Source organism: Sedimentibacter sp. zth1 (genome assembly GCF_017352195.1).
In the GTDB taxonomy this organism is placed as follows: domain Bacteria; phylum Bacillota; class Clostridia; order Tissierellales; family Sedimentibacteraceae; genus UBA1535.
In genome coordinates this window covers 665,136-690,145 of sequence record NZ_CP071445.1, presented here as the reverse complement: position 1 = coordinate 690,145, position 25,010 = coordinate 665,136, and the positions used below count along the sequence as shown (strand labels likewise).

Below are 25,010 nucleotides of genomic sequence, written 5' to 3'. Positions count from 1 at the left end.
CAGAATTTTTTAAAATATCCCTATGGTTTTATGAAATAGTTTACATAATTTCCACTATGTAAACTATATAGTGGTATACAAGTTTATCTTTAATTCAATATGATATATTTTCTGTAATCCAAAGTAAAAAACCTCTTTAATGCTACAAATTTTATCAACTAAGCAAACTAAAATGCTTTCTTTATATATTGGAGGTAAAATTGTTAATGGAAACATATGTTTTATTATTATATCTGTTTCTATATCGTTTAATACATATTCCTTTTTTGCGTTTTTTAGTGCAACTACTGGATGGGAAAACCCATGTAATCTGTGATTTTTGCTTTTTTTATGCCAGTCATATAAGAAATAATCATGTAAAAGTGCTCCCTTAATCAAACTCTCTAAATCATAATTTAATCTCAGTACGTTAGCAAGTCTTAAACTATAATATGCAACAGAAATACTATGCAAATAACACGATGTATTTCCATGTTGGCAATATTCCTTTGTAGTCATCATATTTTTATTTTTCAGGATAGGTATAGCATAAGCATAAAATAGTTGTTCTAACTGTTCTGGTGGAAATTTTACTTTATTTTTAAATAAATTAAGTATTTTCAATGATTTAGTGCTCCTCAATAAAAGTCTATTATTATTATAGCAAGATTTACATAATTTATACAATAAATCATTTAAATTATACATCTATACAATTAATTTTTCATATAATTATTATTAATTATTTATGAATTACATTATTTTAGAAACTTGCAAACTGTAACAATTATAACTAAAAAACATATCATTTTATATACATATATTTAAGGGGGAGAAGTTGATGAATATATTAAAAAAGAAAAATTCAGAAAATATTAATTTAGATATAGATTATAAGCTTCAGTTTACAGTTGTTTTAAGTAATGCAAATATATGCAATTTACTAAAATCAATTGCTGAACAAAATATTAATATAGATGGATTTTTGTTTCTTTATAACGGTGGTAATCAGAATGTATATAAGTTTATTGTAGGCTGTGACTACATTCAAACTAAGGATATTATTGTTTCTACACGAAAAATATTAGATAACAGCAACATTTCATATAATGAAAAAATTATTACAAGCATCAGGGCTTCAAAAACGCCAATAGGAATACTTGAAGATATTTACTGTACCCTTTCCAGCTACGTAGATATTAAATCTCTGTATTTGGGAGAAAAAAATACTTTATATTTAGAATCAGAAACACCTATGGATATAAAGAAAATACTTACTACGTATTATAATATTAAAAAACTTACTTAAGAAAGTATGTTTATTGACTCTAATGTCAGTATAGATTGACTTATTGGAAGGATATAATATATAATGAGTAAAGCTTCTAAATTTCAAACAGAAGCAATCGTGATTTCTAATAGGAGAATAAAATTATGCAACAATATGCTATAACCTGCTGTTCAACAGCAGATATGCCGAATGAATATTTTCAGGAAAAGTCTATACAGTATGTATGTTTTCATTTTAGTATAGACGGGAAACAATATCAGGATGATTTGGGGAAGTCTATGCCTTATAAGGAATTCTATGAAAAAATTTCTACTGGTTCCCAAGCTACAACTTCTCAGGTTAATGTTCAGGAGTTTATAGAGTTTTTTGAACCACTTTTAATAGCTGGGAAAGACATACTACATGTAAGTTTATCATCTGGTTTATCCGGTGCTTATAATTCGGCAAACATTGCCAAAAATGATCTTTTAAACAAATATCCAAATAGAAAAATTGAAATTGTCGATTCTTTGGGAGCATCTTCGGGTTATGGGCTTCTTATTGAAATGCTGACAGATATGCGGGACAATGGTGCATCTTATGAAGAAGTTCACAAATGGGCAGAAAATAATAAGTTACTTATTCATCACTGGTTTTTTTCAACAGATTTAACATCATATATAAAAGGTGGTCGAATCTCTAAAACAGCAGGATTATTTGGTACAATTTTAGGTATTTGTCCTCTTTTAAACATGGATGATAAGGGACATTTGATTCCGAGAGAGAAAATCAGGTCAAAAAAGAAAGTCATTTATGAAATTGTAGAAAAAATGAAAGTCAATGCTCAGAATGGTTTAAACTACAGTGGTAAATGTTTTATCTCGCATTCTGCTTGTTTAAATGACGCACGTGCAGTGGCTGACTTGATTGAAGCCACTTTTAAAAATTTAAACGGGAAGGTAATGATAAACAGTGTAGGCACTGTAATTGGTTCACACACTGGCCCCGGCACAGTCGCTTTATTTTTTATTGGAGGAAAAAGATAGGATAGCGAAAAAGAGGTTTAAAGATAATATAAAAATCTACTTAATTCCATAGAACATTTTAATAATTTCTTCATAAGCAGGATACTTAAGATCTTTTATTTTTGATACAACCTCTTCGACATCATATTCAATTTCTAAATTATCAAGTACTATATCGTTATCTTTAATATTTATAATAGCTGCTTTTGCAATGTTTTTAAGTTTTCCTGGACAACCAAGTGAGCCGCAGTTTATATAATACGTTTTGTCACTCTTAATAATTGAACCAAAATGGTCATGTCCATACAATATTACATCCGCATCAATGTAATTAAACATTTTTTGCAAATCTAAAATAGTTGGCTTTGGACAGATACATAAGCAGTTACTATTATTATCAAGAGCATAATGTGATATATATATTTTCAAACCATTTAAATTAATACTAATTGAATTTGGTAAATTTTTAATAAAGTTTTTTGACTCTTCACTCAACAATCCATGTTCCCACTCATGGTGTGCTACTTCATTCCCATACATTTTTGGTAAATAATCTCTTGTTATTCCTTTAGTTAAATACCCTTCATGATTGCCACATACACATATTAAATTGGGTATACTCATGATTTTTTTGATGGATTTTTCAGGTTCAGGTCCAATTCCAATTATATCTCCGCAGCAAATTATTTTATCACATTTTAGTTTTTCAAAAACTTTTAAAATTTCTTCTAATGCTATTATATTATTGTGTATATCAGTCATTATTCCAATTTTCATATGTAATCACATCCCTTATATTACTTATATAATTATTACATTAAATAAAAAAATTATACGTGTAAAGTTAAAAATATGTATTTCTTTATTTCATACTATTTAAAGTGAATTAAAAAGTCTTACAATTGTAATGATAGCTTGTTGCCTTGTATAGTAGTTTTTTGGTGAAAATGTGTTGTCTTGCATTCCATTCATCAATGCTTTGTTGTTCTCTTTATCCCTAACGTTTGAAACAAAGTTTACTGCATCAACTGCCCAATTAGCAATTGATGTACTATCATTATATGTCAAATTATTTTCTATATTTACATCCATACCTAAAGCCTTTGCAGTTCTTTGCAACATTGCTGCTGCTTCTTGCCTCGTAATAAAACCCTTTGTATCGAAATATTCACACTTGCCATTTACTATACCTAAAGTATTGGCAAAAAGAACATTAATATCCTTTGTATCTTTAAATTTTTCATAGTTAATAATTAAAGAATTTTGAGCTATTATTTTTTCAATTGATGAATTAGTTTTTTCTTCAACCATATTTACTATAGCTTCACAGAATTCTAATCGAGTAATATTGTTACTATATTTACTTTGAATTGTATAAGGTATTAAATTTTTAGATAGAGCTACAGAAACCTCTTTAATTGCCCAATTAGCAGGGGTATTTGTTAAAGTAGCGTATGGTCTCGACAAAATTTTATGACTATTTGAGAAATATTCTAACGAAGTATCAAAATATCTAGGAAATCTTAATCCACCATAGTTAAATTTATTATCAGTATAGTCATTACCGGAATCCCATGTGGTATCAATCATAATCCATTTGCCATCTATAAAAACTTCATTCCAAGCGTGATTAGAATCACTGATTTTTTCTGTGCTTTCATTCCATGCCCCATTTGTTGACATACCCAAGGCATAACCCGTAACTTTAATGCTGGGAATGCCTGCAATTCTCATCAAATCATTTGTTAAATTAGCATATCCTTCACAAACAGTAGTTCTTTCTTTTATAACTGATATGGTGTCATAAACTATGTCTTCTGTAAGTTGATTATAATAATAGTCCAAATTATAATAAATATTTTCGCTAACCCAGTTATGTATTAGATATGCTTTTTCATAATCTGATTTTGCACCCTTTATTATATTATTTACTAAGTCTTTTAGTTCGCTTTCAAAATCACTATGAAGGCAATTTACTGGGTTAATCCAGCCTTCTTTTATATTATTATTATTTTGATATACCATTTTATTTGAAATAAATTTCCACTTATTATTTTGATTAAGTAAAACTATATCTTTACCATTTATAATGCCTTGATATGTACCATATTTTGTATTTGAAAAATACAATTCTAATTCAACAATATCACTTGTTAGTGAAGATAGATTATATTTATAAGTAAATTCTTTGTTTGAATTTAAATCAACTACTTCTTTAGAATTATTGATTTTAATCATTGCATAGTTTTGATTTTTAGGTACTAAAATTTTTCCATCAATAGTTAATGTATTTCCATCAATATTAAAAGTAATATAATTATCTGGACTATTAGTTATATTAAAACTATAAAATGATTCATATTCTACTCCGTAAACAGTATTAAACATTAGAATAACTAATATTAATATTAACAAACAAATTTTTTTAAATCTTATCCTCATATTTCCTCCAAATGTAAAAATATTTCATCATTATACTGTAATTATATATAGCAAACATATATTAGTAAAGATAAATTGCGTTCTTGATTTTTAAAAAAACTATTATTTTTTATATAAAAATTCATCAAATGATGCTACATCCTCAAAATAAAAATCGCTATATTGCTTCATAAATTGTCTAATTTTATTGATATTACATGACCATCCAGCATATGCAAAGTCTACACCACATTTTTTGGCCATATCATAGCCTGGTTTTAAATCATCAACCATCAATAAATCCCTGGGTTGCAAATTATATTTTCGCATAATTTCCTGTAATGGAAAAGGATTTGGCTTTCTTTTATCATTCTCATACTCCCATCCAAAAGTCATATCAGGTTCGAAATTTATATTGGATACATAATCCCTAACAATAATTTTAGAAAACGAATGAGAAACTACGCAGATAATTCCTCCATCTGCTTTAAATTTTTTTATTGTTTCACCTATACCCTCGTAGAAGGTTGGTATTTTTTTATTAACTTTCTTTATCCAATGTTCCTCTTGTAACTTCATTTCCTCCTGAGTAAACCCAAATATGTCGTAGCACATTTCTAGAAAACCCGGTTCGAAATTATACATTACAAATTCTTCTAATGTAAGCTTATATTCCGGCCTCAATTTATTTAGTGTTTCCATAAAAGCTGGATAGTGTATTTGTGGAGTGCTTTTTACAACTGTATCGTCATGGTCTAGCACTAAGCATTTATATTTATGCATCTAATTATCTTCCTTTCAATATTATATTTAACTTCTTTCAAGCTTAACCTTACTTCCACCTCTGCCAGATTCGGCAGGAGTAAGAATTAATTTGATCGGAACTCTGTTTTTAATAGATTCTACATGGCTTATAATACCTACTTTTAATCTGTCATTATGAATTTTCTCAATTGATGACATAACAACTTCTAATAGTTCATCGTCAAGTGTTCCAAAGCCTTCATCCAAAAAAAACAATTCAAGGGGTGCAGTACCTTTTAGCTGTATTTCGGCAGAAAGAGCAAGTGCAAGTGCAAGTGATGCTATAAATGTTTCACCACCTGATAGCGTAGATGCATCTCTAGTAACTCCCCCATTTTTATAATCTCTAATTATAAACTTCCCATTTTTATCAACCTCAAGTCCGTAGTTGCCAGATGATATTTCTTTTAACTTTTTATCTGCTTCAATTGAAATATATTTTAGTCTTGTGGAAGCTACGTATTCAACAAATCTTTTACCTTTAAATAATTTTTCTAAGTCCGATAGAAGAGCAAGGTGATGTGATAATTTTTCCTTTTGCTTTAGCAAATCGTTGATTTCAACTAATTTTTTTTCAAATTCCTTTAGTTTTCTATCCAAATTAATTCTTGTTTCGTTTATTTCTTTTAATTTGTTGTCTGTTTCTATTTTTAAGCTTTGTATTTCCATCCATTGAGCCTCGTCTATATGCTTATCATTAATTTTCAAACAAATGCTTTCTATAGAACCCTCAATTTTGGCAAGATTATTTTTATATTTCTCAATTATTTCAACAAATTCGTTTACAGCCGGTCTCTCTAAGTAGCATTTTTTAACATCTTCAATAGTATTAAATCCTTCTTCAAGCAAAGCTTCTTGCATAGATGTTTTATCATGATCCTTAGATATATTTAACTCGTTTAGATTAGTAGATATTCTAATGTATGTTTCATTAGCTAAATCATATTTTTGTTGACATGAGTTTAAGTAAATTTCAGCAGCATTAAATTTTTTATTGATTTTTTCAATTTCTGTCTCTAATGCTTTATAATATACTTTGATATCGTCAATATCACCAACCTTTTCAATAATAGTTTGTTTTGTTTTATCTATATAATTATTTTTTTGTTGGAGTGTAGCTATTATTTTAACTTTGTTTTGTTCGAGGATGTTCAATTTATTTTCTAACAATTTTTGCTTTTGATTTAGAACATTTGATTTTTCTCTATCAGTTTTTATAATTGATAATAATTCTTCTCTTTGTTTTTCTATTTCATTAATCTCTTCATATTTCATTTGAAAATCCTGAACATTTGTTTTGCTTGCAACATTATTATAGTTATTTGAAAGTTTTTCTAAAGATTTATTTAGTATTTGCAATTCTTTTGCCAATAATTCTTTATCTAAAATATATTTTTGTATATTTTCTAATATATTTTTAACATTGCTGTCTACAGAAATTTTTTTGTTATTTAATTCAATTAGTTCTTCCTTTAAGGCATTACTCCTATCTAAACTCTCATTTACGGTATTAAACTTTGCTTTTAAATCATCTACTGTTACAGATTTAAAATCTTCTCCTAAATCTTTAATAAGCTTCTTAGTGTACTCAATATTTTCTACTAAATCTTCAATTCTTGTAGTATATGCAGTCATATTTCTTAAAATCGCTAGCTTTTCATTTTCTAAGTTTTTGAGTTTTTGATTTAATTCTTCTATGTTAGAAACATCTATATGCTTAACATTTTCTAGATGATGTTCTATTGAACCACAAACTGGACAAACACCAGTTTTATTTAAGTCATTCCTTAATTTTATAGCTAAAATTTCGACCTCGGCATCCTTTATGTAATTTTTAATAATTGAAATGTTATTTTCTATATTTTCGCTCGTTAATTTGCATTTTTCTAAATCTGTATTATATTTAGCAAATTCTTCACTATACCTAGATAAATCTTTGTTGTATGTATCATATTTATTAAATAAATCCTGTTTAATGGTAATTTGTTTTTGCAAATCAAGAAGTGAATTTTGGCTGCATGGATTTGCTTTTTCTAGTTCATTCAAAGATTTTTGCTTTTCATTGATTATTAAATTTAATTTATCTAATTCTTTTTTAAGTTGAAGCAATTTTTTAGTGCTTTCATCAATAACACCAATTATTTTGTCAAGTCTTGAAGTTTTATCTTGGAAATCATTTTTTGATTTTTTAAAATCTTTAGATAGATTTAATCCATTTATTATATCAAGTTTAAACTCATTATTTATCTTTAAGCTTTCAGTTTTATTTTCTAAACCATCAATTTTCTTATCAATTTGTTTTATTTGTTGCTTAACAGTAGTTAAATCATTATAATTTATACTCATTTCATCTAAAAGGACTTCTTGTTCCTTATTAAGTTTGTTTATTTCAAGTTTTGTGTTATCTAATTCTTTATATAAATTTATTGCATCAAGAGCTTTATCTTTTTTTGTATTTAATAAAGGTACATTTATTTCTCTAAATTCTTTAACTATATTATGTCTATTCTCTGCTTCAATTTTATCCGATTTAGTTTTAAACAAAACAATTTTTGCATCATCTAACTGTTCTGTAACCCTTTTTATGCCATCTGTTGTTTTTTTGTATGCATGAATATATGGAACTACTCTCAATGCAGCTTGTGCAAGTTTAACCTTACTAGTGTTATTTTCTATTTCCTCTTTTTGTTCAAGCATATTATTTTTTTCAATATTATATTTATTTAGCTCAGTTTGCAAATTCCATAATTGTTGATTATCTTGAAATTTCTTGTTTACAAGTTCAGATTTTTGCAAAGTTTCATTATACTCATTTTTAGTATTTAATGAATCAGCCTTTAATTTCTCTAAATTCTCCTCGTTTATATGTTCAAATCCAAAAAGCTTTCCGTTTAAAAAAGTGTTCTCTGCTTTTTTAGATATAATTTCTCTTGAAAGCTTGCTAGATAAATTATCTCCGTATTGCTGTAAATTGAAAAGTCTTTCAAGCATATCACGTCTGGATTTTCCTTCAAGCTTTAAAAATTCACTAAACTTCCCTTGAGGAAGAACTACTGTTCGAGTGAAATCTTCTAAATTCAATCCGATTATTTTTATACACTCAGCTGTTACATCAGTAACTTTGTCTGCAAGTACTACAGGCTCAGCATTTGTTATATCCATTACCTTACATTTCCCCGAACGAGGATTTTTAGTCTTTTTATCAATCTTAAATTCTCTTTCAACTAAATATTTTTTACAAGTTGTTGAAGATATAGAAAATTCATAGCTTACATTGCAGTTTCCCATATTCGTATTTATAAAATTACTACTTTTTCTAGCAACTTCACCATACAAGGCTAATGTAATACCATCTAAAACTGTTGATTTACCACTTCCAGTAGGGCCAAATATGCCAAACAAGCCACGTTCAGCAAGCTTATTGAAATCAATAACCTGTTCATCCATGAAGCTATTTAATCCTTTAATTTTAAGTTTAATTGGTTTCATTTATATTTTCATCTCCCATAAGTATAGATTGCAAAAGCTCAACTATTTCATCATCTGCATCTACTCCTCTTTCTTTTTTGTAAAAACTTCTAAATATTTCATCAAATGTTTGCTCTGATAATCTTACAGAATCATCATTATCATCATTTATACCACTTATTATAGGAGTAATTTCAAGTATATCATCTTTTAAATCCTTTAGAGCCTTTATTTCATCTTCTTTTATGTAGCTATCAGTTTTTATTTCTAAATATACATAGCAATCTCTATTTTTATTTTCTTCGCATTTTTCAAGAGCTTCATCTAAATTATTACATTTCCAAATTTCAATAGGTTTATAAACTTTAAAATTTATATCTTTAACATCTGCTTGTTTTCCTGCCTCTATATCTATGACAAAGCATTTTTTTGTAAAAGATATTTCTTTTTTATTATAATGTAGTGGCGAACCTGAATATCTTGCTCTTTTATCTGTATGGGGTACTATTTGTGGCTTATGAACATGTCCAAGTGCAATATACTGAGCATTATTAGGGAAACAACTTCCATCAACGATATAGCTTCCACCTAACTGAATACTTCTCTCAGAACCACTTTCTTCACTACCCATACTAAATAAATGTGAAACAACTAAATTTATTGTATCTTCTCTATAATTTTTACTTAATTTATTAAATAACTCTTTTATTCTATCCCCATATGCTTCAAGTCTTTCTTCGTCAGAATCCATATCACCGTACAAAGCTTCATTTAATCTTTTTTCACTTGGATAAGGTACTGTCAATATAACAGCTCTCTCACCATTAATTTCAATTTCTATAAAACCCTCACCAGAATTCAAAACTTTATGTTTTCCATATTCACCAATTCCAACAACTGTTTTTGGTGTTCCAACCATTATAATTCCATGCTCCATTGCAAGAGGTCCGGCTGCAACTAGTCTTTCCGGGCTATCATGATTTCCAGCTATAACAAGTGTCAACCTCTCCCCATTTTTTGAAAGTTTTTTTAAAGTATTGTAAAACATTTTCTCAGCACGAGCTGGTGGATTACTACTATCATATATATCACCCGCAATAATTACGAAGTCTACATTATTTCTTTCGACTATTTGTACAAAATCATTGAGAAATAGCTCTTGTTCATCCATTCTACTGTGACCCTCTAAGCTTTTGCCTAGATGCCAGTCCCCTGTATGTAAAATTTTCAAATTATATTCCCTCCTATACTAATGTATATATATATTTAATCATTTATTTTGTAAAATTTCAACTAACTTATTTATAATTCTGATATTAATTTTTATATTTACAATTTATAACCTTGTGGTATAATTAAAGTGTTTGAAGAAAACTTAACAAAAGGAAATAATATGAAACTATTATGTTTGCCATGTGCTGGTGGCTCAGAATCAATGTATTTTAAACTAAAAAGAAAACTTAAGGATATTATAGAGGTTGTACCAGTTAAACTTAGCGGAAGAGGTTATAGAATTATAGATCCACTTTACAACTCAATAGAAGAGGCTGTAGGAGATATATTTGAAAATATTAAAGACACAATATTAGATGGAAATTATGCAATATTTGGTCATAGTATGGGTAGTCTATTAACATATGAATTGTACTATAAAATAGTAGAAAACAATTTTCCTACACCAAAATATTTGTTTTTATCAAGTGTAGAAGAACCAGAATTTATTCCCCGAAGAAATAAGATAGCACAATTTGATGACTACGAATTTGTACAACATGTATATGAAATGGGAGGAACTCCAAAAATCGTACTAGAAAACAAGAAAATACTTGATGTATTCTTACCAATAATGAGAAGTGATTTTAAAATGTTTGAAGCATATCAATATAAAAAAAGAAAAGAAAAAATCAACTGTGATATAGCTGTATTTTATGGAAAGCAAGATACTATTGAAGTTGCAAATCTAGAACGTTGGGAAAATTATACCAACAAGAATTTCACAATAAAGGGATTTGAAGGTAATCACTTTTATCTAGATTCGAATTTAGATAATTTACACGATATAATAAAGAATTTATTGGTAAATATATAACTAACTTATAATTAAGTGATACATAACTGAATCTTACAATATGATTCAGTTATTTTTAGTTGTCAATATGTTTTATAATCAATATATATAATTTAATGTAATAAAGTCACTTACAGAATGCTTTAATTATTAATATAATAAAATATCACTTTTTTTGGAGGTTTTATGAGAAAAGCTTGTATTAATAAAGACGTATGTGTAGCCTGTGGCTGCTGCATTAAAGTTTGCCCTAGAAATGCAATAATTATTTTTAAAGGAATACATGCTGTTGTTGATAAAAAAGCATGTATAGGATGTGGTTTATGCAAAAAAATTTGTCCTGCATCAATTATAGAATTGGAGGAAGTATAATGAAAAAGCAAAAAAAATGGTATGACTACCTATGGATATTTTCACTGACTTATTTAATATTAGGCTTTTTTAATATTTTGTTTGCCTGGATTGGCTTGCTATGCTTCTTTATACCGCTTATAATATCAATTACAACTGGTAGCAAGGCATATTGCAATAATTATTGCGGAAGGGGTCAATTATTAGAAATTATAGGAAGTAAATTCAAATTATCAAGAAATAAAAATTGCCCTAGTTTGATAAAATCAAAATTTTTTAGATATTTGTTTTTAACATTTTTTATGACTATGTTTGCAAATATGATTTACAACACATATTTAGTCTTTTTTGGCACTCAGAGTTTAAAACAAGTAGTTGTGTTGTTGTGGACATTTAAAATGCCTTGGAACTTTGCATATACTGTATCAGTTTCACCATGGATAGCACAATTTTCTTTTGGATTTTATAGTCTTATGCTTACATCTACTATTCTCGGTTTAATCACAATGGTGCTGTTTAGACCTAGAACATGGTGTGTTTACTGTCCAATGGGAACTATGACACAAATGATTTGTAAAGCAAAAGCCAAATAAAAAAAATAAGAGTGTTGATATTTTAATATGTCAACACTCTTGATTATTATAAAAAACGCGTAGTTGCCTAGCAACTTTTTTATATACTTTTTAATTTTTTCGTATCAGTTATTGTTATTACCCCTCTTGATAAAGAAACAATATTATCTACTTCAAATTGTTTTAAAAGCCTTGAAATTACTTCTCTTGCAGTACCTAAATCTTTAGCTAATTTTTCATGTGTTATATGTAATATATTACTTTGTTCTAATGCACTATGATCAATTAAAGCAGTTGCTAATCTATTGGCCATTCCCGTAAAAACAATTTGTTTTAAAATCCACATCACATCAGAAAATCTATTTGATATTAGCTCTAAAGTATATTCTTTAACTATATTATTATTATCACTTAATTCTTTATAAGTATTTTTAGGAATTAAATATATTTCACTATCTTCTTCAAATTCCATATTAATTTCAACATCTAAGCTATTAATCATACACGCAGCACTTAAAACACAAATATCACCGTCTAAAAGTCTATAAAGCGTTATTTCTCCACCATTAGGAGACATGATAAATACACGTACTCTACCTGATTTTACAATTTCTATACCAGTACAGCTTCTACCTTCGCTGTAAAGAACGTTACCTTTTTTAAATTTTTTATTTATTGTTGCTTTACCAATACTTCTTTTTTCTCTATCTGATAATTTATTCCAAAATGGAAAATAACTATCTAATATTTGCTCCACTTTTACTCCCCCTAACTTTTAAAGATAAAATTTGAGTTTTCAGCTTAATAAAATTATAAATCTTATTTTAAATGCACTATTAACATTTTAACTTATATATCTTAACTTTATCTAAAAAGTAATTTTTTTATAGATTAACTATTATAGGTTCATGCTTAAGTTCTTTTAAAAATATTCCAATAAGTTGTTTAGTTTTCAACTTAATACTTGAAGTATTGATACATGGATGACATCCAATATATTCACCTTTTAGTATATCTATATCAATTAACAATTGAACCCTATTTTTTTTATCATTCATAAGTCCCATAACACTAACTGAACCAGGTGTTATGTTTAAAAATTTCTCCATATATTCAGGCTCAGCAAATGATAGCCTTGAACTCTCAATTTGTTTAGATAAGTCCTTTGTAACAAATTTCTTATCACCTGGAAGCATCAGTAAATAAAATTTAGTTTTCTGTGAATTACGCAAAAATAAGTTTTTACATACGGTTGCTTCCAGTAAATTGTCTACATCTTTACATGCTTCCATATTCATAAGGGGTTCATGGTCTACTCTATAATACTCTATGCCAAGACTATCTAATAGTTCATAAACTTTAATTTCTTTTTCTAGTCTATTTTTCAAATTATTTGGTCTTCCTTTTTCAAGTAACATATTTACTCCTACCTATTTATATTTTATATTACTTTATCATTAAAGAACAAATTTTGCAATTCAAATATGAATTTATAAAAATCTGCATTTAAACATATAAAACTTACTATAAGTTTACATAATTATGCTTATGTAAATATATTTATGCCTTACAATCTACAATATCCTCCATCTTATGTCATTTATTTAAAAAACACTGGAAATTTCATATCATAGTTGCCCCATATAGTACAAGATTCTTTAGTAGCATAAATTGTACAAAATAATACTTCTCTGGTACTTAATCTTGTAATAAATGGAATAATACTTTTATCTATTTTATAGTATACAGTATCTAAACTATACTGTGTTTTTATCTTACCATATATTTTCTTATCTTCATTTGATAGCAATAATAAAAATTTATCTTCATTTTTTTTATCTATTTTATTCAAATATAAGTCAATATAGAAATTGTCAAAACTATTTTTATTATATATATCTTCTATATAGTTTATAATTTCTTCTTCAGTTTTATCCTCTATCATAAAATGTTTGAATTTATTAAAACCATCATGTATATTATCAAAACGTATGCTAACTTTTTTCTTGAATTCTTCTGTACTCACAGGATAAATTAGATTATTCATAAATACATAATCCTCCACAAATCTATTAAATAATTAAAATCTTATAGCATATAAATTTTATCTAAACAACTTTCTTTGATTGTAAATATATTATAATAATAAAACTAAAAGTTCAAACTGCTTTGATAATAAGAAAAATCCCACACCCCAACTTACTAGATTAGCAACTATTCCATAAGCAATTTTTCTTTTTATACTATTACCTTTAAGTAATTTTGAAAAAACAATTGTTTCTAATATCAATATAATTATTTCTACTGGAAATTGTGTTAAATATCCCGATACAGATCCATGCTTGATTAAAGCTGTACCTAACGTTAATGTTAGAAACATTTGAGTTACTATATTAGTTATAAAAAACACTCTATAATTTTCTTTTAATTTAAACTTAAAAAGTAATAATATAATAAGTTCAATAATTAACGTTGGAATACATGTTGTAAAAAATTGAATAACATAAGTAAATAAAACGGATGGAATCTTCGCTGTGTTTGTATCATAATTATACGTTATACTGCTTTGAAGTGCCTTCCTAGTGTGAATATCAGAGACTGTGACCTTCCCACTTTCTGTTACAATAATAATTCTATATGTATCAGGTACTCCAACATAGCCGAACTCATGTACCATTTTACCATTTTTATAAACACCAGTTAAAGTACCCCACATTGGAACACCTGTTCCTTCAGTCAATGATGGCATCCAACCTTCATCCTTATATGAATATAAAAGCTTTATCATATCCTGATTTAATGTTGATTTTTCTTCATCATGAAAATTGTTATATGGTTCACTATACTCTGAAAGCAAATCTAGATAGTACTTTTCTTCTGGAGGATTTTTAACATAAACTGTTAAACTATCCTTTGGTCCAAAATCTGCATAAACTAAAGTTGGTAAAAAAAAGATTAATAAAATGCAAAAAGTAAAACAAATAAAAGGCTTTTTAATATTCATAAAATCAACTCCCATTCACATTCATTTGATATATAATTGAATTTTATCATATTCTAACTGGTGTGTCACTTAATATTTATTATAAAAAGCCTTTGTATAATATACAAAGGCTTAAATTTTACTCTGTTTATAAATTAATATTTATTATACTTCTTCACTAAAGAATAATTTCATATCTTCTTCTACTGTTCCAATTCCTGCTATACCAAAGTTGTCTACTAATACACTGACTACATTTGGAGAAAGAAAAGCCGGTAAAGTTGGACCTAGGTGAATATTTTTAACACCAAGATATAATAATGATAATAATACTATGACAGCCTTTTGTTCATACCATGCAATATTATATATGATTGGTAATTCATTGATATCATCTAATCCAAATACCTCTTTTAATTTAAGAGCAATCACAGCCAATGAATATGAATCGTTACACTGACCTGCATCTAAAACTCTTGGTATACCACCGATATCACCTAAGTCTAATTTATTATATTTATACTTAGCACAACCTGCAGTTAGAATTACAGTATCATTTGGTAGTGCTTGTGCAAAATCTGTATAGTAGTTTCTTGACTTTGCTCTACCATCACAACCAGCCATAACAACAAATTTTTTTATTGCTCCTGATTTAATAGCCTCTACTACTTTGTCTGCAAGTGCCAGAACTTGATTATGTGCAAATCCTCCAACAATTTCACCACTCTCAATTTCAGTTGGAGCTTTACAAGTCTTTGCAAGTTCTATAATTTCAGAAAAATCTTTCTTTGTTCCTGCTTCACCTTCAATATGTTTACAACCAATATAGCCTGCCGCCCCTGTTGTAAACATACGTTTTTTATATGAATCCTTTGGAGGAACAATACAATTTGTTGTCATTAAAATGGGTCCGTTAAAAGATTCAAACTCTTCTTTTTGTTTCCACCAAGCATTTCCATAGTTACCTACAAGGTGTGAGTATTTCTTTAATTGTGGATAATAATGAGCGGGTAACATTTCTGAGTGAGTGTAAACGTCTACTCCTGTTCCAGCTGTCTGCTTTAACAATTGCTCTATATCGCTTAAATCATGACCTGATACAAGTATTCCAGGTTTTTTACCTACACCTATATTAACGTTTGTAATCTCTGGATTACCGTAGGTAGTAGTATTTGCTTTATCAAGAAGAGCCATACCGTCAACACCAAATTTACCTGTTTCTAAAGTTAAAGCAACTAATTCATCTAATGATATATTATCATTCAATAATTTTGCAAATGCTTCTTGCATAAATACATCTATCTCTTCATTGTCATAACCAAGTGTATTAGCATGTTTTGAGTATGCTGCTAATCCTTTTAGTCCATAAGCAATAAGTTCTCTTAGCGAACGAATATCTTCATTTTCCGTCGCTAATACTCCTACTTCATTAGATTCAGATTTTTTCTTCATTTCTCCATTAGAAAAAGCTGACCATAGAGCTGCTTGAGGTAAATTTTCTGTATTTTTCAAAGATTTCATTAATTCATTTTTATAATTCAATGTTTCTTTAACTCTTGTGTAGAACACGTCATCATCAAAATTTGCATTTGTTATTGTAGTAAATAAGTTCAAAGTTATAAAATGATTTATTTCCTTGCTTACTTTTGTTCCCTCTTTACGAAGTCTTGTTGTTACTTCACATAGTCCTTTTGTAACGTAAATCAATAAATCCTGCATATTAGAAAGAACTGCGCTTTTACCACAAACTCCTGCTTTAGTGCAACCTACACAACCAGCTGTTTCCTGACATTGATAACAAAACATATTATTGCTCATTATTTCTCTCTCCTTTAAATATATAATAATTTTATTTTTCTTAATCAAAATATTATGTTTTAACTTATTTTTTAAGTTTCAACATGCTTACTATATCGTAATTATAAAAACATATCTGTTGTTTATACAACGTATAATATATTTTTATGCAATAAAAAAGGAGTAAGTGTAACCTTACTCCCTAAAGAATTAAATTTTGTTATATCTGAGCTTAACAAATTTTATTATGTAAGCAACTATAATAAACTACCTAAAGCCATTGATAAAATACAAGCTCTTGAATATACTCTTGATACTGTCATATTATCCAACTATATTAACTTTTTTGCTGTTCTCAAACTGACTCTTTAATTTTTCTGAGTACTCAATTCTATATTTAATTTTGTCTTGCCACATATCTAAACCCGTTCTTGTACCAAAATCCATAATCATATATTTTTTAAGCTTATCAATAGAATTGTTCAATAAAATCATTTTATCATCTATTAGCATATCACTAAAGTTTCTATTTTCAAAATCCATATATATTCTAAATGCATCGAAGCGGTCAATGTTATCACTGTCACCAATACTTAAAGCTAAAGGAGTTCTTTCACCATCAAAATCCGCTTTATCATCAACATGTATTGCTATACCATAGCATATTTCATCAACTTTGCTTTCATCATATCCCAAAGATTTCAAAAAAGGTCTTGCAAGTTTAGCTGAATATCTTCCATGATTTACATAATCATCATCCGAAGTAAATTCTTGTGCGTAACCTATATCATGTAATATACAGCCTATAACTAATGCTTCAACATCAAGATTTTCTTCAATAGCGATCTGTTTACCTATGTTTGCTACTCTAATTGAATGTTCAATACGATAGAGCTTACTACTTTCGTTTTCTTTGAAAAATTTGCAATCTTCAAAAGTGTCTTTCAAAAATTTTATTGATTTTTCTATATTATTCATATTTCCTCCTTGATAGGCATTGTTAATACCACTTACATTTAGAAATTATACAACTTTTTACATAATATAACAAGCAAATAATTATAAAAATAGCATTTACCTATTGCAAGTAAATGCTATTTTTGTTATTCCAAATTAGTTTTGATTTTCGATTATCTTGTCTTTATTATTTTGTTGTTGTGAATTAAATTTTTGTTTTATTTTCATGTTTTGTTTTTTAGGTTCAAATTTCAAACCATATTTTTCTCTTAATTCACTAATTTTATTTTTCAATTCTTTATTAAGATTATCTTTTTCTTCAGCAGTTGTAGCATCTTCAAATTTAGCTTTGTATTCTTCTTTCAAAGCTAATATTTCTGCTTTTAGTTGTTCTTTCTGCTCTTCAGTTAAGCAATCTAGCTGTGATTTTAGTTCATTTTTATAATTTTTAATTTCAAGCTTAAATTCTTCCTTGAATTGTTCTTTTTCAGCAGCTGTCAAACTTCTACATAATGCTTTATATTCTGTTCTTAAAATTTCTAGTTGTTCTACAAGTATAGCTCTATCTGCAGCTGTTGAATTTTTATACTTCTCAATTAACTGTTCTTTTTCTGCTTTAAATTTTTCTATTAGCTGTGTTTTTTCTTCTACAGTTAAGTTTTTATATTTTTCTATAAGAGCATTAATTTGCTCTTTAGTCATATAACTGTGTGCTCTAGCTTTTATTTTTTGAAAAGAATCACCTATTGTAAAATATTCTAGATTCTCTAAATTTTCAACTTCTACTGCATAAGCACTTACAAAAGACACTGCCAATAAGCTAAAAACTACCACTGTGACAAGTAAGCTTTTCTTAAATATCATTTTAAAACTCCTTTACAATAATTTTCATTAATTATTTTTTAATGATATTATTATTATAAACAGAAGTTTTGATAAAATTGTGATAAAAAAAAATATTTTTTTATTTTTTTAGCGCAGTATCTATATCTTGCTCAAAAGTACCCAAAACTATAGGTTTACCATTTGATACCATTACCTTGCCTTTGCAAATAACTGTGTTAATATCTAGAGTATTTTTGTCAAGTAAGCATAAATCAGCATCGTAACCTACTTCGATTTTTCCTTTGTTTTTTAATTTAAGTACCCTTGCAGGATTTGTAGTTATACCTTTTAAAACTATTTCTAATGGAATATTGTAATTTAAAACGCAATCTTTAACTTCTTTTAAAATTGCTCTAGCTTTACCAATACCAATTCCAATATAATTGCCATTTTCATCGAACATTGGAAAACTTCCTTGTCCATCTGATGTAATTGTAAATAAGTCTGTACTTATATTGTCTTCAAGCATACGTTTAATTCCCTTGCTTACTCTAACTTCGTCACTAACGGTTTCCCAATAGTCAATATTTTCATTGGCTGTAAAATCAATTGTTCCACCTTTTTTTGCAAGTTCAAGTGCTTTTTCAAACAACATAGCATTTCTATTTACATGTGTTGGCCATAACTGTGATATTGGTATTTCTGTTTCAGCAACAACCTTTTCAATCAAATCCATACATCTTTTGCTATCTCCTAAGTGTATATTAACAATACCTGCTTTACCTGATAACATACCACCAATTCTTGCATCAGAAACAACTCTCAAAAATTCTTCATATGTTGGTTGTGATGAGCGATGGTCAGATAAAGCTATTTCTCCAACACCTATAACTTTATCTAACATAATTATATCAGTCATCAAATCTGCAGTAGCAGTTATAACAGGGATATGATAAGAACCAGTATAGATAAATGTACTTATTCCTTCCTCTTCAAGTCCTTTTGCCTTAGCGTACAAAGATTTCATATTTCTAGTAACGCCATCTGTACCAATACATCCAACTACTGTAGTAATACCATTTAAAGTAAAATCAGTCAAAACAGCTTCAGGTGTTCTAGTAGAAAAGCCACCTTCTCCACCCCCACCTATAATGTGCTCATGACCATCAATAAAACCAGGTACTACATACTTTCCTGTTCCATCAATAACTTCTTGAATTAATTCATTATTTTCATCAATGTTCTTTTCTATCCTGCATATTCTATTATCAGAAATCAATAAATCTACATTTCCTATTGGTTCTGGAGTAAAAACATTAGCATTTTTTATTAATTTAATCATATTATATCCTTCCTTATGTGAATTTTAAAATCCTGTTAAGCTTGCAATTATCATTACTATTACTGAAAGTACAAACAATATACCTACAAATTTAATCGCAAATTTTGCCCATTTTGCCCAATCTAATTTAGCAACAGCTAAAACTCCCATTAAGCAACCTGATGTTGGAACTATAATATTTGTAAATGCATCGCCTAATTGGAATGCAAGTACAGAAGTTTGTCTTGAAACACCAAGCAAATCAGCCAATGGAGCCATAATAGGCATTGTTAAAGCTGCTTGACCTGAACCTGAAACTACAAAGAAATTGAAAATTGTTTGGAATACATACATTAAAATTGCTGCAACTGTTGAAGATAATCCAACAAATGCTGAACTTATTTTATATAAAATAGTATTTAAAACTGTTCCACTTGTTGGATCAGAACCACCTAAAACAAGCATGATACCTTGTGCCATACCAACTATCATAGCTGCGCCTACTAAATCAGTAACTCCAGCTTTAAAAGCTTTTGCCATCTCATTAACAGTCATACCATTTAATTTGAAAATTACACCTATGATACCTGCTACAATACCCATAATAAAGAATTGAGTTGCAAGTTCTGGAATATAGTATCCATTTTTCATAACTCCCCAAATAACCCATACAATACCTACAACAATTGTTAATAGTACTAATGCATGACCAATTTGGAACTTAGTTTGTTCTTTACCTCTCTGTTCAAAATCCTTACGGAAATATTCGTCAGATTCATGTGCTAAAGAACGCATAGGATCTTTTTTAACTTTAGCTGCATATAACATCGTTGCAACAATACCTATAGCGGTAAATACAAACCATAATACTATACGGAATGCTGAGCCTGAAAACACTGGAATACCAGCAATACCTTGGGCAATTGCAAGCGAGAATGGATTCATCCATGATGCACCAAAACCAATTTGAGTTGCTACATATGTAATTAAAATACCTACAATTGAATCATAGCCCATTGCTACAACCAAAGGAATTAATATCATTGCAAATGGAATAGCTTCTTCACCCATGCCAAATACTGCACCACCTAATGAAAATAAAGCAAATATAACAGGGAGTAATAACTTTTCTCTTCCTTGAGTTTTGCTAATCATATTAAGTATACTAGTTTCAATAGCACCTGTTCTAAGAATGATACCAAATGCTCCACCTATAATTAATATGAAAGCTACAACACCAACTGCTGAACCCCATTTATCTCCGCTTACCATACCTTCAAAAGCATAGTTAAAAAGACCAACTTCGCCATAAGGTTCAAATAGAGCGATACCATCTTTTAATGGTTTGCCATCTTCATCTAATACATACTCAAAACTACCATCTTTTATAACTGTTCGGGTTTTCTCTTCACCATTCATACTGTAAGATATTTCTTCAGTAGTGTATTTACCTTGTGGTATAATAAATGTTAAAAGTGCGGCTAAAACTACTACAAAAAAGATAATTACATAAGTATCTGGTACTTGAAATCTTCTTTTCTTTTTTTCATTATTCATATTACTCTCCTCCTAAAACAAATTAATTTATTTACTTATAATATTAGTATTATTAGTATTATAAGCAAAATACATACCAAGTTTTTTAAAACAAAAGAATGCCTAAATAACTTGTATTGAATATATCAAATTATATTAGGCTTATTATGTTTTTTTAATGGTTTTAATTGGCTTTTATTTGATTTGTTTTAGTTAAGTAATAATTTATTTCCTTAATTAGTTAAAATAGTACCAGTCTTATCCCTAAAAAGTTTTATTAAATTATAACATATCAATATAGATAATCGATATGTTATAATTTACATAAAAATAAAAATTTACCTATTATTAATATCTATTCTCTGACAGATACGTTTTTAACACAGATGAATGTTAAAAACCCATAAACCATAAAATGTATCATTGATATGATTGACGTTAGTATTGGATTAAATGTGTTTCCATAATATCCGAATATACATTTAATATAATATGATAAGTCAAATCCTAATACTGCATAATTTAAACTTGTTACAATATTAGCACCTATGAACAGCAAAATTGAAACAATAATCTTCATTAATGTGTTCATTTTATAATAAAGTGATGAAATAAAATGTCCCCCCATAAATATAAGCATATAAAATGTTGTTAGATATACAAAATTCTCAAGAAAATATAAAAAACTGTAGCTACTATATCTGTTAACAAAAATCTGATTGAACATAGATTCATAGTTAGCAAGTACGTTTTCAAGAATAACTGAAATTATTATATCAATGATTGCTATAACTGCAACACACGAGGCACTAAGCATAAAAGATGTTACAGTTGATTTTCTTGAAACACCATTCTGTGTAAAAAATTTAAATTCACTTTTAAATGAATTTAGTCCAGTAACGAAAATAAAAATAATTGAGCATAATTCCAGTCCTTTTATTTGTGTATTTCTAAATATATTTGTGGTTTTACTTAGAATAATAGTTAAAATAGTAATCATAAATATGATAATATAATAAATAGATGCTGAGTGAAAAAATTCACTTGCATAATATTTTAAAGATGCTTTAAGCTTCATAATTGCCTCCTAACAATTTGTTAATTCAATAAATAGTTTTTGTAAATCTAATTTGCTTATCTCTAGTCCATTTGGAATAGTTTCTTTATTAATTTGCTCATAAATATAAGCTGACTTAAAGTTTCCTAATGATTCTATACCTATAACCTTTTTATCCTTAATAAATTCATCAACTACTCTTGCATTTCCTGTTATTGTAAAGCCACCATCCAATAATTCATCAATATCCTCACTAATGATAATTTTTCCTTCATTTATTATAAAAACATGCTCAAGAATAGTTGAAATTTCATCAATTAAATGAGAGCAAATTATAATAGTTTTAGGATACTTAGCAAAATTTGATAATAATTCCTTATAAAAAATTTCTCTAAAATTTGCATCCAGACCAAGCACTGGCTCATCATAAAACACATATTCAGTATTGACCGATAAACCAATTATGAGCTTAAAAATAGATGCATAGCCTGTTGAAAACTTATCAACCTTCTTCCTAAGTCCAAGCTTGAATTTTTTTGAAAGTTCAACAGCATAATCCATATCAAATGAAGGATAAAATTCTTTAGTCCATTTAAAAGCTTTTTTAACTGTCATTCCATCAGGATAAAGCATCAAATCACTCATTATATAAAGCTTTCCTAAAGAAGTATCGCTATTTTTACCATTAACACCATCAATTATGATTTCACCTTCATAATTATTAATTCTGTCAGAAATAATATTTAATAAAGTTGATTTTCCAGAACCATTTCTTCCTAAAAGTCCATATATCTTTTTGTCTTCCAATTTAATATTAATTTTATCCAAAACCTTTAATTTTGCAAAATTTTTAGAAACGTTTTTAATTTCTATACTCATCGGTGTATCCCCTCTCTATAAATGAAATAATATCTTCCTTGCTTAATTTTAATTTCTTAGCCTCTTCTACAAGTTTAACAATGTAATTGTCGTAAAAATTGTTTTCTCTACTTTTTCTGATTGTATCTACTGCACTACTACAAACAAACATTCCAACTCCTCTTCTTTTGTAAATAATATTATTGTCTACCAAAACATTCATCCCCTTCAATACTGTAGCAGGATTGATTTTGAATGTCGTTGATATTTCAGTAGTTGAAGGTATTTGGGTTTCCTCAGGAAAGGTACCTACAAAAATAGCGTCCTCTATTTGCTCTGAAATTTGTAAAAAAATCGGTTTTTTACTTTCGAAATTTAGATTCATTTAACCCTCCTTGCTAATTACTTAGTTACTCATGTAACTAAGTATATAACAAAAAAACTATTTGTCAATAGTTTTTTATCAAAATTTACATATGTAATTGCAAAATAAAATTATACAAAACTAAACAGGTTTATTTGTTATCTGTAGAAACAAGGTATGTAGCTATAATCATTATCATTAAAGCTACAATGAACGAAACAGTAGGTATATCTTTAAATATAAGAAAGGAAAAAGCAACACCTATAAATGGAGAAATAGCATAATAAGCACTTGTTTTTGCAGCGCCTAATTCACGTTGAGCATATACATAAAAGAAAATGCTTAGGCCATAGGATACAAATCCTAAAATTAATGCTAACGCTAAATATGTAAAATTATTGATAGTTTCATTTAATATAAATGCAATTATTAATGATCCAATTCCAGAACCAAATCCTTTTAAAATTACTACTTCTAAGGGATCTTTTTTGGATAGCATTCTAGTACAGTTGTTTTCAAAACCCCAGCAAATACATGCTAATAAGACAAAAATTGAACCAAATGAAAAAGAAAAACTGCTAATATCTTCTACAGATAGTATAATACTCGACAGCGTAATTAGTCCTATACCCAACCATAATCTCTTGGATATGGTTTCTTTGAATATAAATAGTGCTATTATTGATGTTGCCACTATTTCAAAATTATTTAAAAGAGATGTATTTTCAGAAGAAGTTAAAGTTAATCCTATCATTAAAAAAATTGGAGCTGCAGTATCTAAAACTATCATACCTATTACAAAAGGCATTTCATCTTTTGATAAATGCAACTCATTTGTTTTATTTCCAAATTTCTTTTGTATTATTCCAAAAATGAGCATACCAGTTCCTGCTCCTAAATATAATAAAGCAGCCATCATTGTTGGTGGTATTTCTTTTAATAGAAGCTTTGATACAGGTGAACTAATTGCATATAAAGCTGCAGCTAAAATAGCTAATACTATTGATTTATTATTGTTTCTCATTTATGCTCTCCTAATATATTATTTGACAAATTTATTAATTGCTTCTGTTAAATCTTCTAATATCTTTAAGTCACCATTTTCCACAGCATCAATAACGCAATTATTTATATGATCTTGTAAAATAATTTTTCCAATATTATTAAGAGCCGATTTGACAGCTGATATTTGGATTAAGACTTCGCTACAATCTCTTCCATCTTCAACCATTCTTTTGACTGCTTCCATATGCCCTATAGCCTTTGACATTCTGTCAATAACTTTTTTTGTATCTTTATGTTTATTATGATTTGTATTACACATATATTATCCTCCTTATCCCCCCCTGGGGGA

General features: G+C 27.9%; 25 protein-coding genes. 5 read left to right on the top strand and 20 right to left on the bottom strand.

The window, feature by feature from the left end:
• Positions 1-63: 63 nt before the first annotated feature.
• Positions 64-603: an HD domain-containing protein gene (locus tag JYG23_RS03330; RefSeq protein ID WP_242631624.1), complete on the bottom strand. Its 540-nt coding sequence runs from the start codon at positions 601-603 to the stop codon at positions 64-66.
• Positions 604-820: 217 nt separating this feature from the next.
• On the opposite strand from JYG23_RS03330, the gene JYG23_RS03325 reads away from it, so the two are divergent.
• Both JYG23_RS03325 and JYG23_RS03320 read left to right on the top strand, forming a co-directional pair.
• Positions 821-1,288, top strand: coding sequence for a hypothetical protein (locus tag JYG23_RS03325; protein WP_207237073.1), 468 nt, complete (start codon positions 821-823; stop codon positions 1,286-1,288).
• A gap of 125 nt (positions 1,289-1,413) precedes the next feature.
• A complete protein-coding gene (locus JYG23_RS03320; RefSeq protein WP_207237071.1) occupies positions 1,414-2,295 on the top strand; it encodes a DegV family protein in 882 nt (293 codons plus the stop codon).
• A gap of 36 nt (positions 2,296-2,331) precedes the next feature.
• Here the strand turns inward: JYG23_RS03320 and JYG23_RS03315 are convergent, their stop codons facing one another.
• From JYG23_RS03315 to JYG23_RS03295, 5 genes are all read right to left on the bottom strand, one after another.
• Positions 2,332-3,051 carry a metallophosphoesterase gene (locus JYG23_RS03315; protein WP_207237070.1) on the bottom strand — a complete coding sequence of 240 codons (720 nt, stop codon included), beginning with the start codon at positions 3,049-3,051 and terminating at the stop codon, positions 2,332-2,334.
• 99 nt (positions 3,052-3,150) lie between these two features.
• Positions 3,151-4,716 (bottom strand): transglutaminase domain-containing protein, encoded by a 1,566-nt coding sequence (locus JYG23_RS03310; RefSeq protein ID WP_207237068.1) that lies wholly within the window; start codon positions 4,714-4,716, stop codon positions 3,151-3,153.
• Between the two features lie 102 nt (positions 4,717-4,818).
• Positions 4,819-5,478 carry an HAD family hydrolase gene (locus tag JYG23_RS03305; protein ID WP_207237067.1) on the bottom strand — a complete coding sequence of 220 codons (660 nt, stop codon included), beginning with the start codon at positions 5,476-5,478 and terminating at the stop codon, positions 4,819-4,821.
• A 27-nt stretch (positions 5,479-5,505) separates the two neighbouring features.
• Positions 5,506-8,988 (bottom strand): AAA family ATPase, encoded by a 3,483-nt coding sequence (locus tag JYG23_RS03300; RefSeq protein WP_207237065.1) that lies wholly within the window; start codon positions 8,986-8,988, stop codon positions 5,506-5,508.
• On the bottom strand, positions 8,975-10,198 hold the full coding sequence (locus tag JYG23_RS03295) for an exonuclease SbcCD subunit D (RefSeq protein ID WP_207237064.1): 1,224 nt from the start codon (positions 10,196-10,198) through the stop codon (positions 8,975-8,977). The genes JYG23_RS03300 and JYG23_RS03295 overlap by 14 nt, the downstream gene beginning before the upstream one ends.
• A 162-nt stretch (positions 10,199-10,360) precedes the next feature.
• Between JYG23_RS03295 and JYG23_RS03290 the strand changes: the two genes are divergently transcribed.
• The 3 genes from JYG23_RS03290 to JYG23_RS03280 all read left to right on the top strand — a co-directional run bounded on the left by JYG23_RS03290 (position 10,361) and on the right by JYG23_RS03280 (position 11,979).
• Positions 10,361-11,056: a thioesterase II family protein gene (locus JYG23_RS03290; RefSeq protein WP_207237062.1), complete on the top strand. Its 696-nt coding sequence runs from the start codon at positions 10,361-10,363 to the stop codon at positions 11,054-11,056.
• A 165-nt stretch (positions 11,057-11,221) separates the two neighbouring features.
• Positions 11,222-11,407 (top strand): 4Fe-4S binding protein, encoded by a 186-nt coding sequence (locus tag JYG23_RS03285; RefSeq protein ID WP_207237061.1) that lies wholly within the window; start codon positions 11,222-11,224, stop codon positions 11,405-11,407.
• Positions 11,407-11,979, top strand: a complete 573-nt coding sequence (locus JYG23_RS03280) for a 4Fe-4S binding protein (RefSeq protein WP_207237059.1) — start codon at positions 11,407-11,409, stop codon at positions 11,977-11,979. The genes JYG23_RS03285 and JYG23_RS03280 overlap by 1 nt, the downstream gene beginning before the upstream one ends.
• 79 nt (positions 11,980-12,058) lie before the next feature.
• On the opposite strand, the gene JYG23_RS03275 is transcribed toward JYG23_RS03280, so the two are convergent.
• From JYG23_RS03275 to JYG23_RS03210, 14 genes are all read right to left on the bottom strand, one after another.
• Positions 12,059-12,715 (bottom strand): Crp/Fnr family transcriptional regulator, encoded by a 657-nt coding sequence (locus tag JYG23_RS03275; protein ID WP_207237058.1) that lies wholly within the window; start codon positions 12,713-12,715, stop codon positions 12,059-12,061.
• 127 nt (positions 12,716-12,842) lie between these two features.
• A complete protein-coding gene (locus JYG23_RS03270; protein WP_207237056.1) occupies positions 12,843-13,376 on the bottom strand; it encodes a prolyl-tRNA synthetase associated domain-containing protein in 534 nt (177 codons plus the stop codon).
• Positions 13,377-13,558: 182 nt separating this feature from the next.
• A complete protein-coding gene (locus tag JYG23_RS03265; protein ID WP_207237055.1) occupies positions 13,559-14,005 on the bottom strand; it encodes a hypothetical protein in 447 nt (148 codons plus the stop codon).
• A 90-nt stretch (positions 14,006-14,095) separates the two neighbouring features.
• Positions 14,096-14,962, bottom strand: coding sequence for a hypothetical protein (locus JYG23_RS03260; RefSeq protein WP_207237054.1), 867 nt, complete (start codon positions 14,960-14,962; stop codon positions 14,096-14,098).
• A 144-nt stretch (positions 14,963-15,106) separates the two neighbouring features.
• On the bottom strand, positions 15,107-16,759 hold the full coding sequence (gene hcp, locus JYG23_RS03255; protein ID WP_207237053.1) for a hydroxylamine reductase: 1,653 nt from the start codon (positions 16,757-16,759) through the stop codon (positions 15,107-15,109).
• Positions 16,760-17,062: 303 nt separating this feature from the next.
• Positions 17,063-17,716, bottom strand: coding sequence for an HD domain-containing protein (locus JYG23_RS03250; RefSeq protein WP_207237052.1), 654 nt, complete (start codon positions 17,714-17,716; stop codon positions 17,063-17,065).
• Between the two features lie 135 nt (positions 17,717-17,851).
• A complete protein-coding gene (locus JYG23_RS03245) occupies positions 17,852-18,559 on the bottom strand; it encodes a hypothetical protein (protein WP_207237051.1) in 708 nt (235 codons plus the stop codon).
• Between the two features lie 100 nt (positions 18,560-18,659).
• Complete coding sequence (gene iadA / locus JYG23_RS03240) at positions 18,660-19,859, bottom strand: beta-aspartyl-peptidase (protein ID WP_207237934.1); 1,200 nt, start codon at positions 19,857-19,859, stop codon at positions 18,660-18,662.
• 27 nt (positions 19,860-19,886) lie between these two features.
• Positions 19,887-21,398: a putative basic amino acid antiporter YfcC gene (yfcC, locus tag JYG23_RS03235; protein ID WP_207237050.1), complete on the bottom strand. Its 1,512-nt coding sequence runs from the start codon at positions 21,396-21,398 to the stop codon at positions 19,887-19,889.
• A 334-nt stretch (positions 21,399-21,732) separates the two neighbouring features.
• The gene (locus JYG23_RS03230; RefSeq protein WP_207237049.1) at positions 21,733-22,455 is read right to left on the bottom strand and encodes a hypothetical protein; all 723 of its coding nucleotides are present in this window, start codon (positions 22,453-22,455) and stop codon (positions 21,733-21,735) included.
• A 9-nt stretch (positions 22,456-22,464) separates the two neighbouring features.
• Entirely contained in the window at positions 22,465-23,313 is an 849-nt protein-coding gene (locus tag JYG23_RS03225; protein ID WP_207237048.1) for an ABC transporter ATP-binding protein, read from the bottom strand.
• Positions 23,297-23,677 carry a GntR family transcriptional regulator gene (locus JYG23_RS03220; protein ID WP_207237047.1) on the bottom strand — a complete coding sequence of 127 codons (381 nt, stop codon included), beginning with the start codon at positions 23,675-23,677 and terminating at the stop codon, positions 23,297-23,299. The genes JYG23_RS03225 and JYG23_RS03220 overlap by 17 nt, the downstream gene beginning before the upstream one ends.
• Positions 23,678-23,807: 130 nt before the next feature.
• Positions 23,808-24,680 carry a DMT family transporter gene (locus JYG23_RS03215; protein ID WP_207237046.1) on the bottom strand — a complete coding sequence of 291 codons (873 nt, stop codon included), beginning with the start codon at positions 24,678-24,680 and terminating at the stop codon, positions 23,808-23,810.
• A gap of 18 nt (positions 24,681-24,698) precedes the next feature.
• Positions 24,699-24,980, bottom strand: coding sequence for a metal-sensing transcriptional repressor (locus JYG23_RS03210; protein WP_207237044.1), 282 nt, complete (start codon positions 24,978-24,980; stop codon positions 24,699-24,701).
• Between the last annotated feature and the right edge of the window lie 30 nt (positions 24,981-25,010).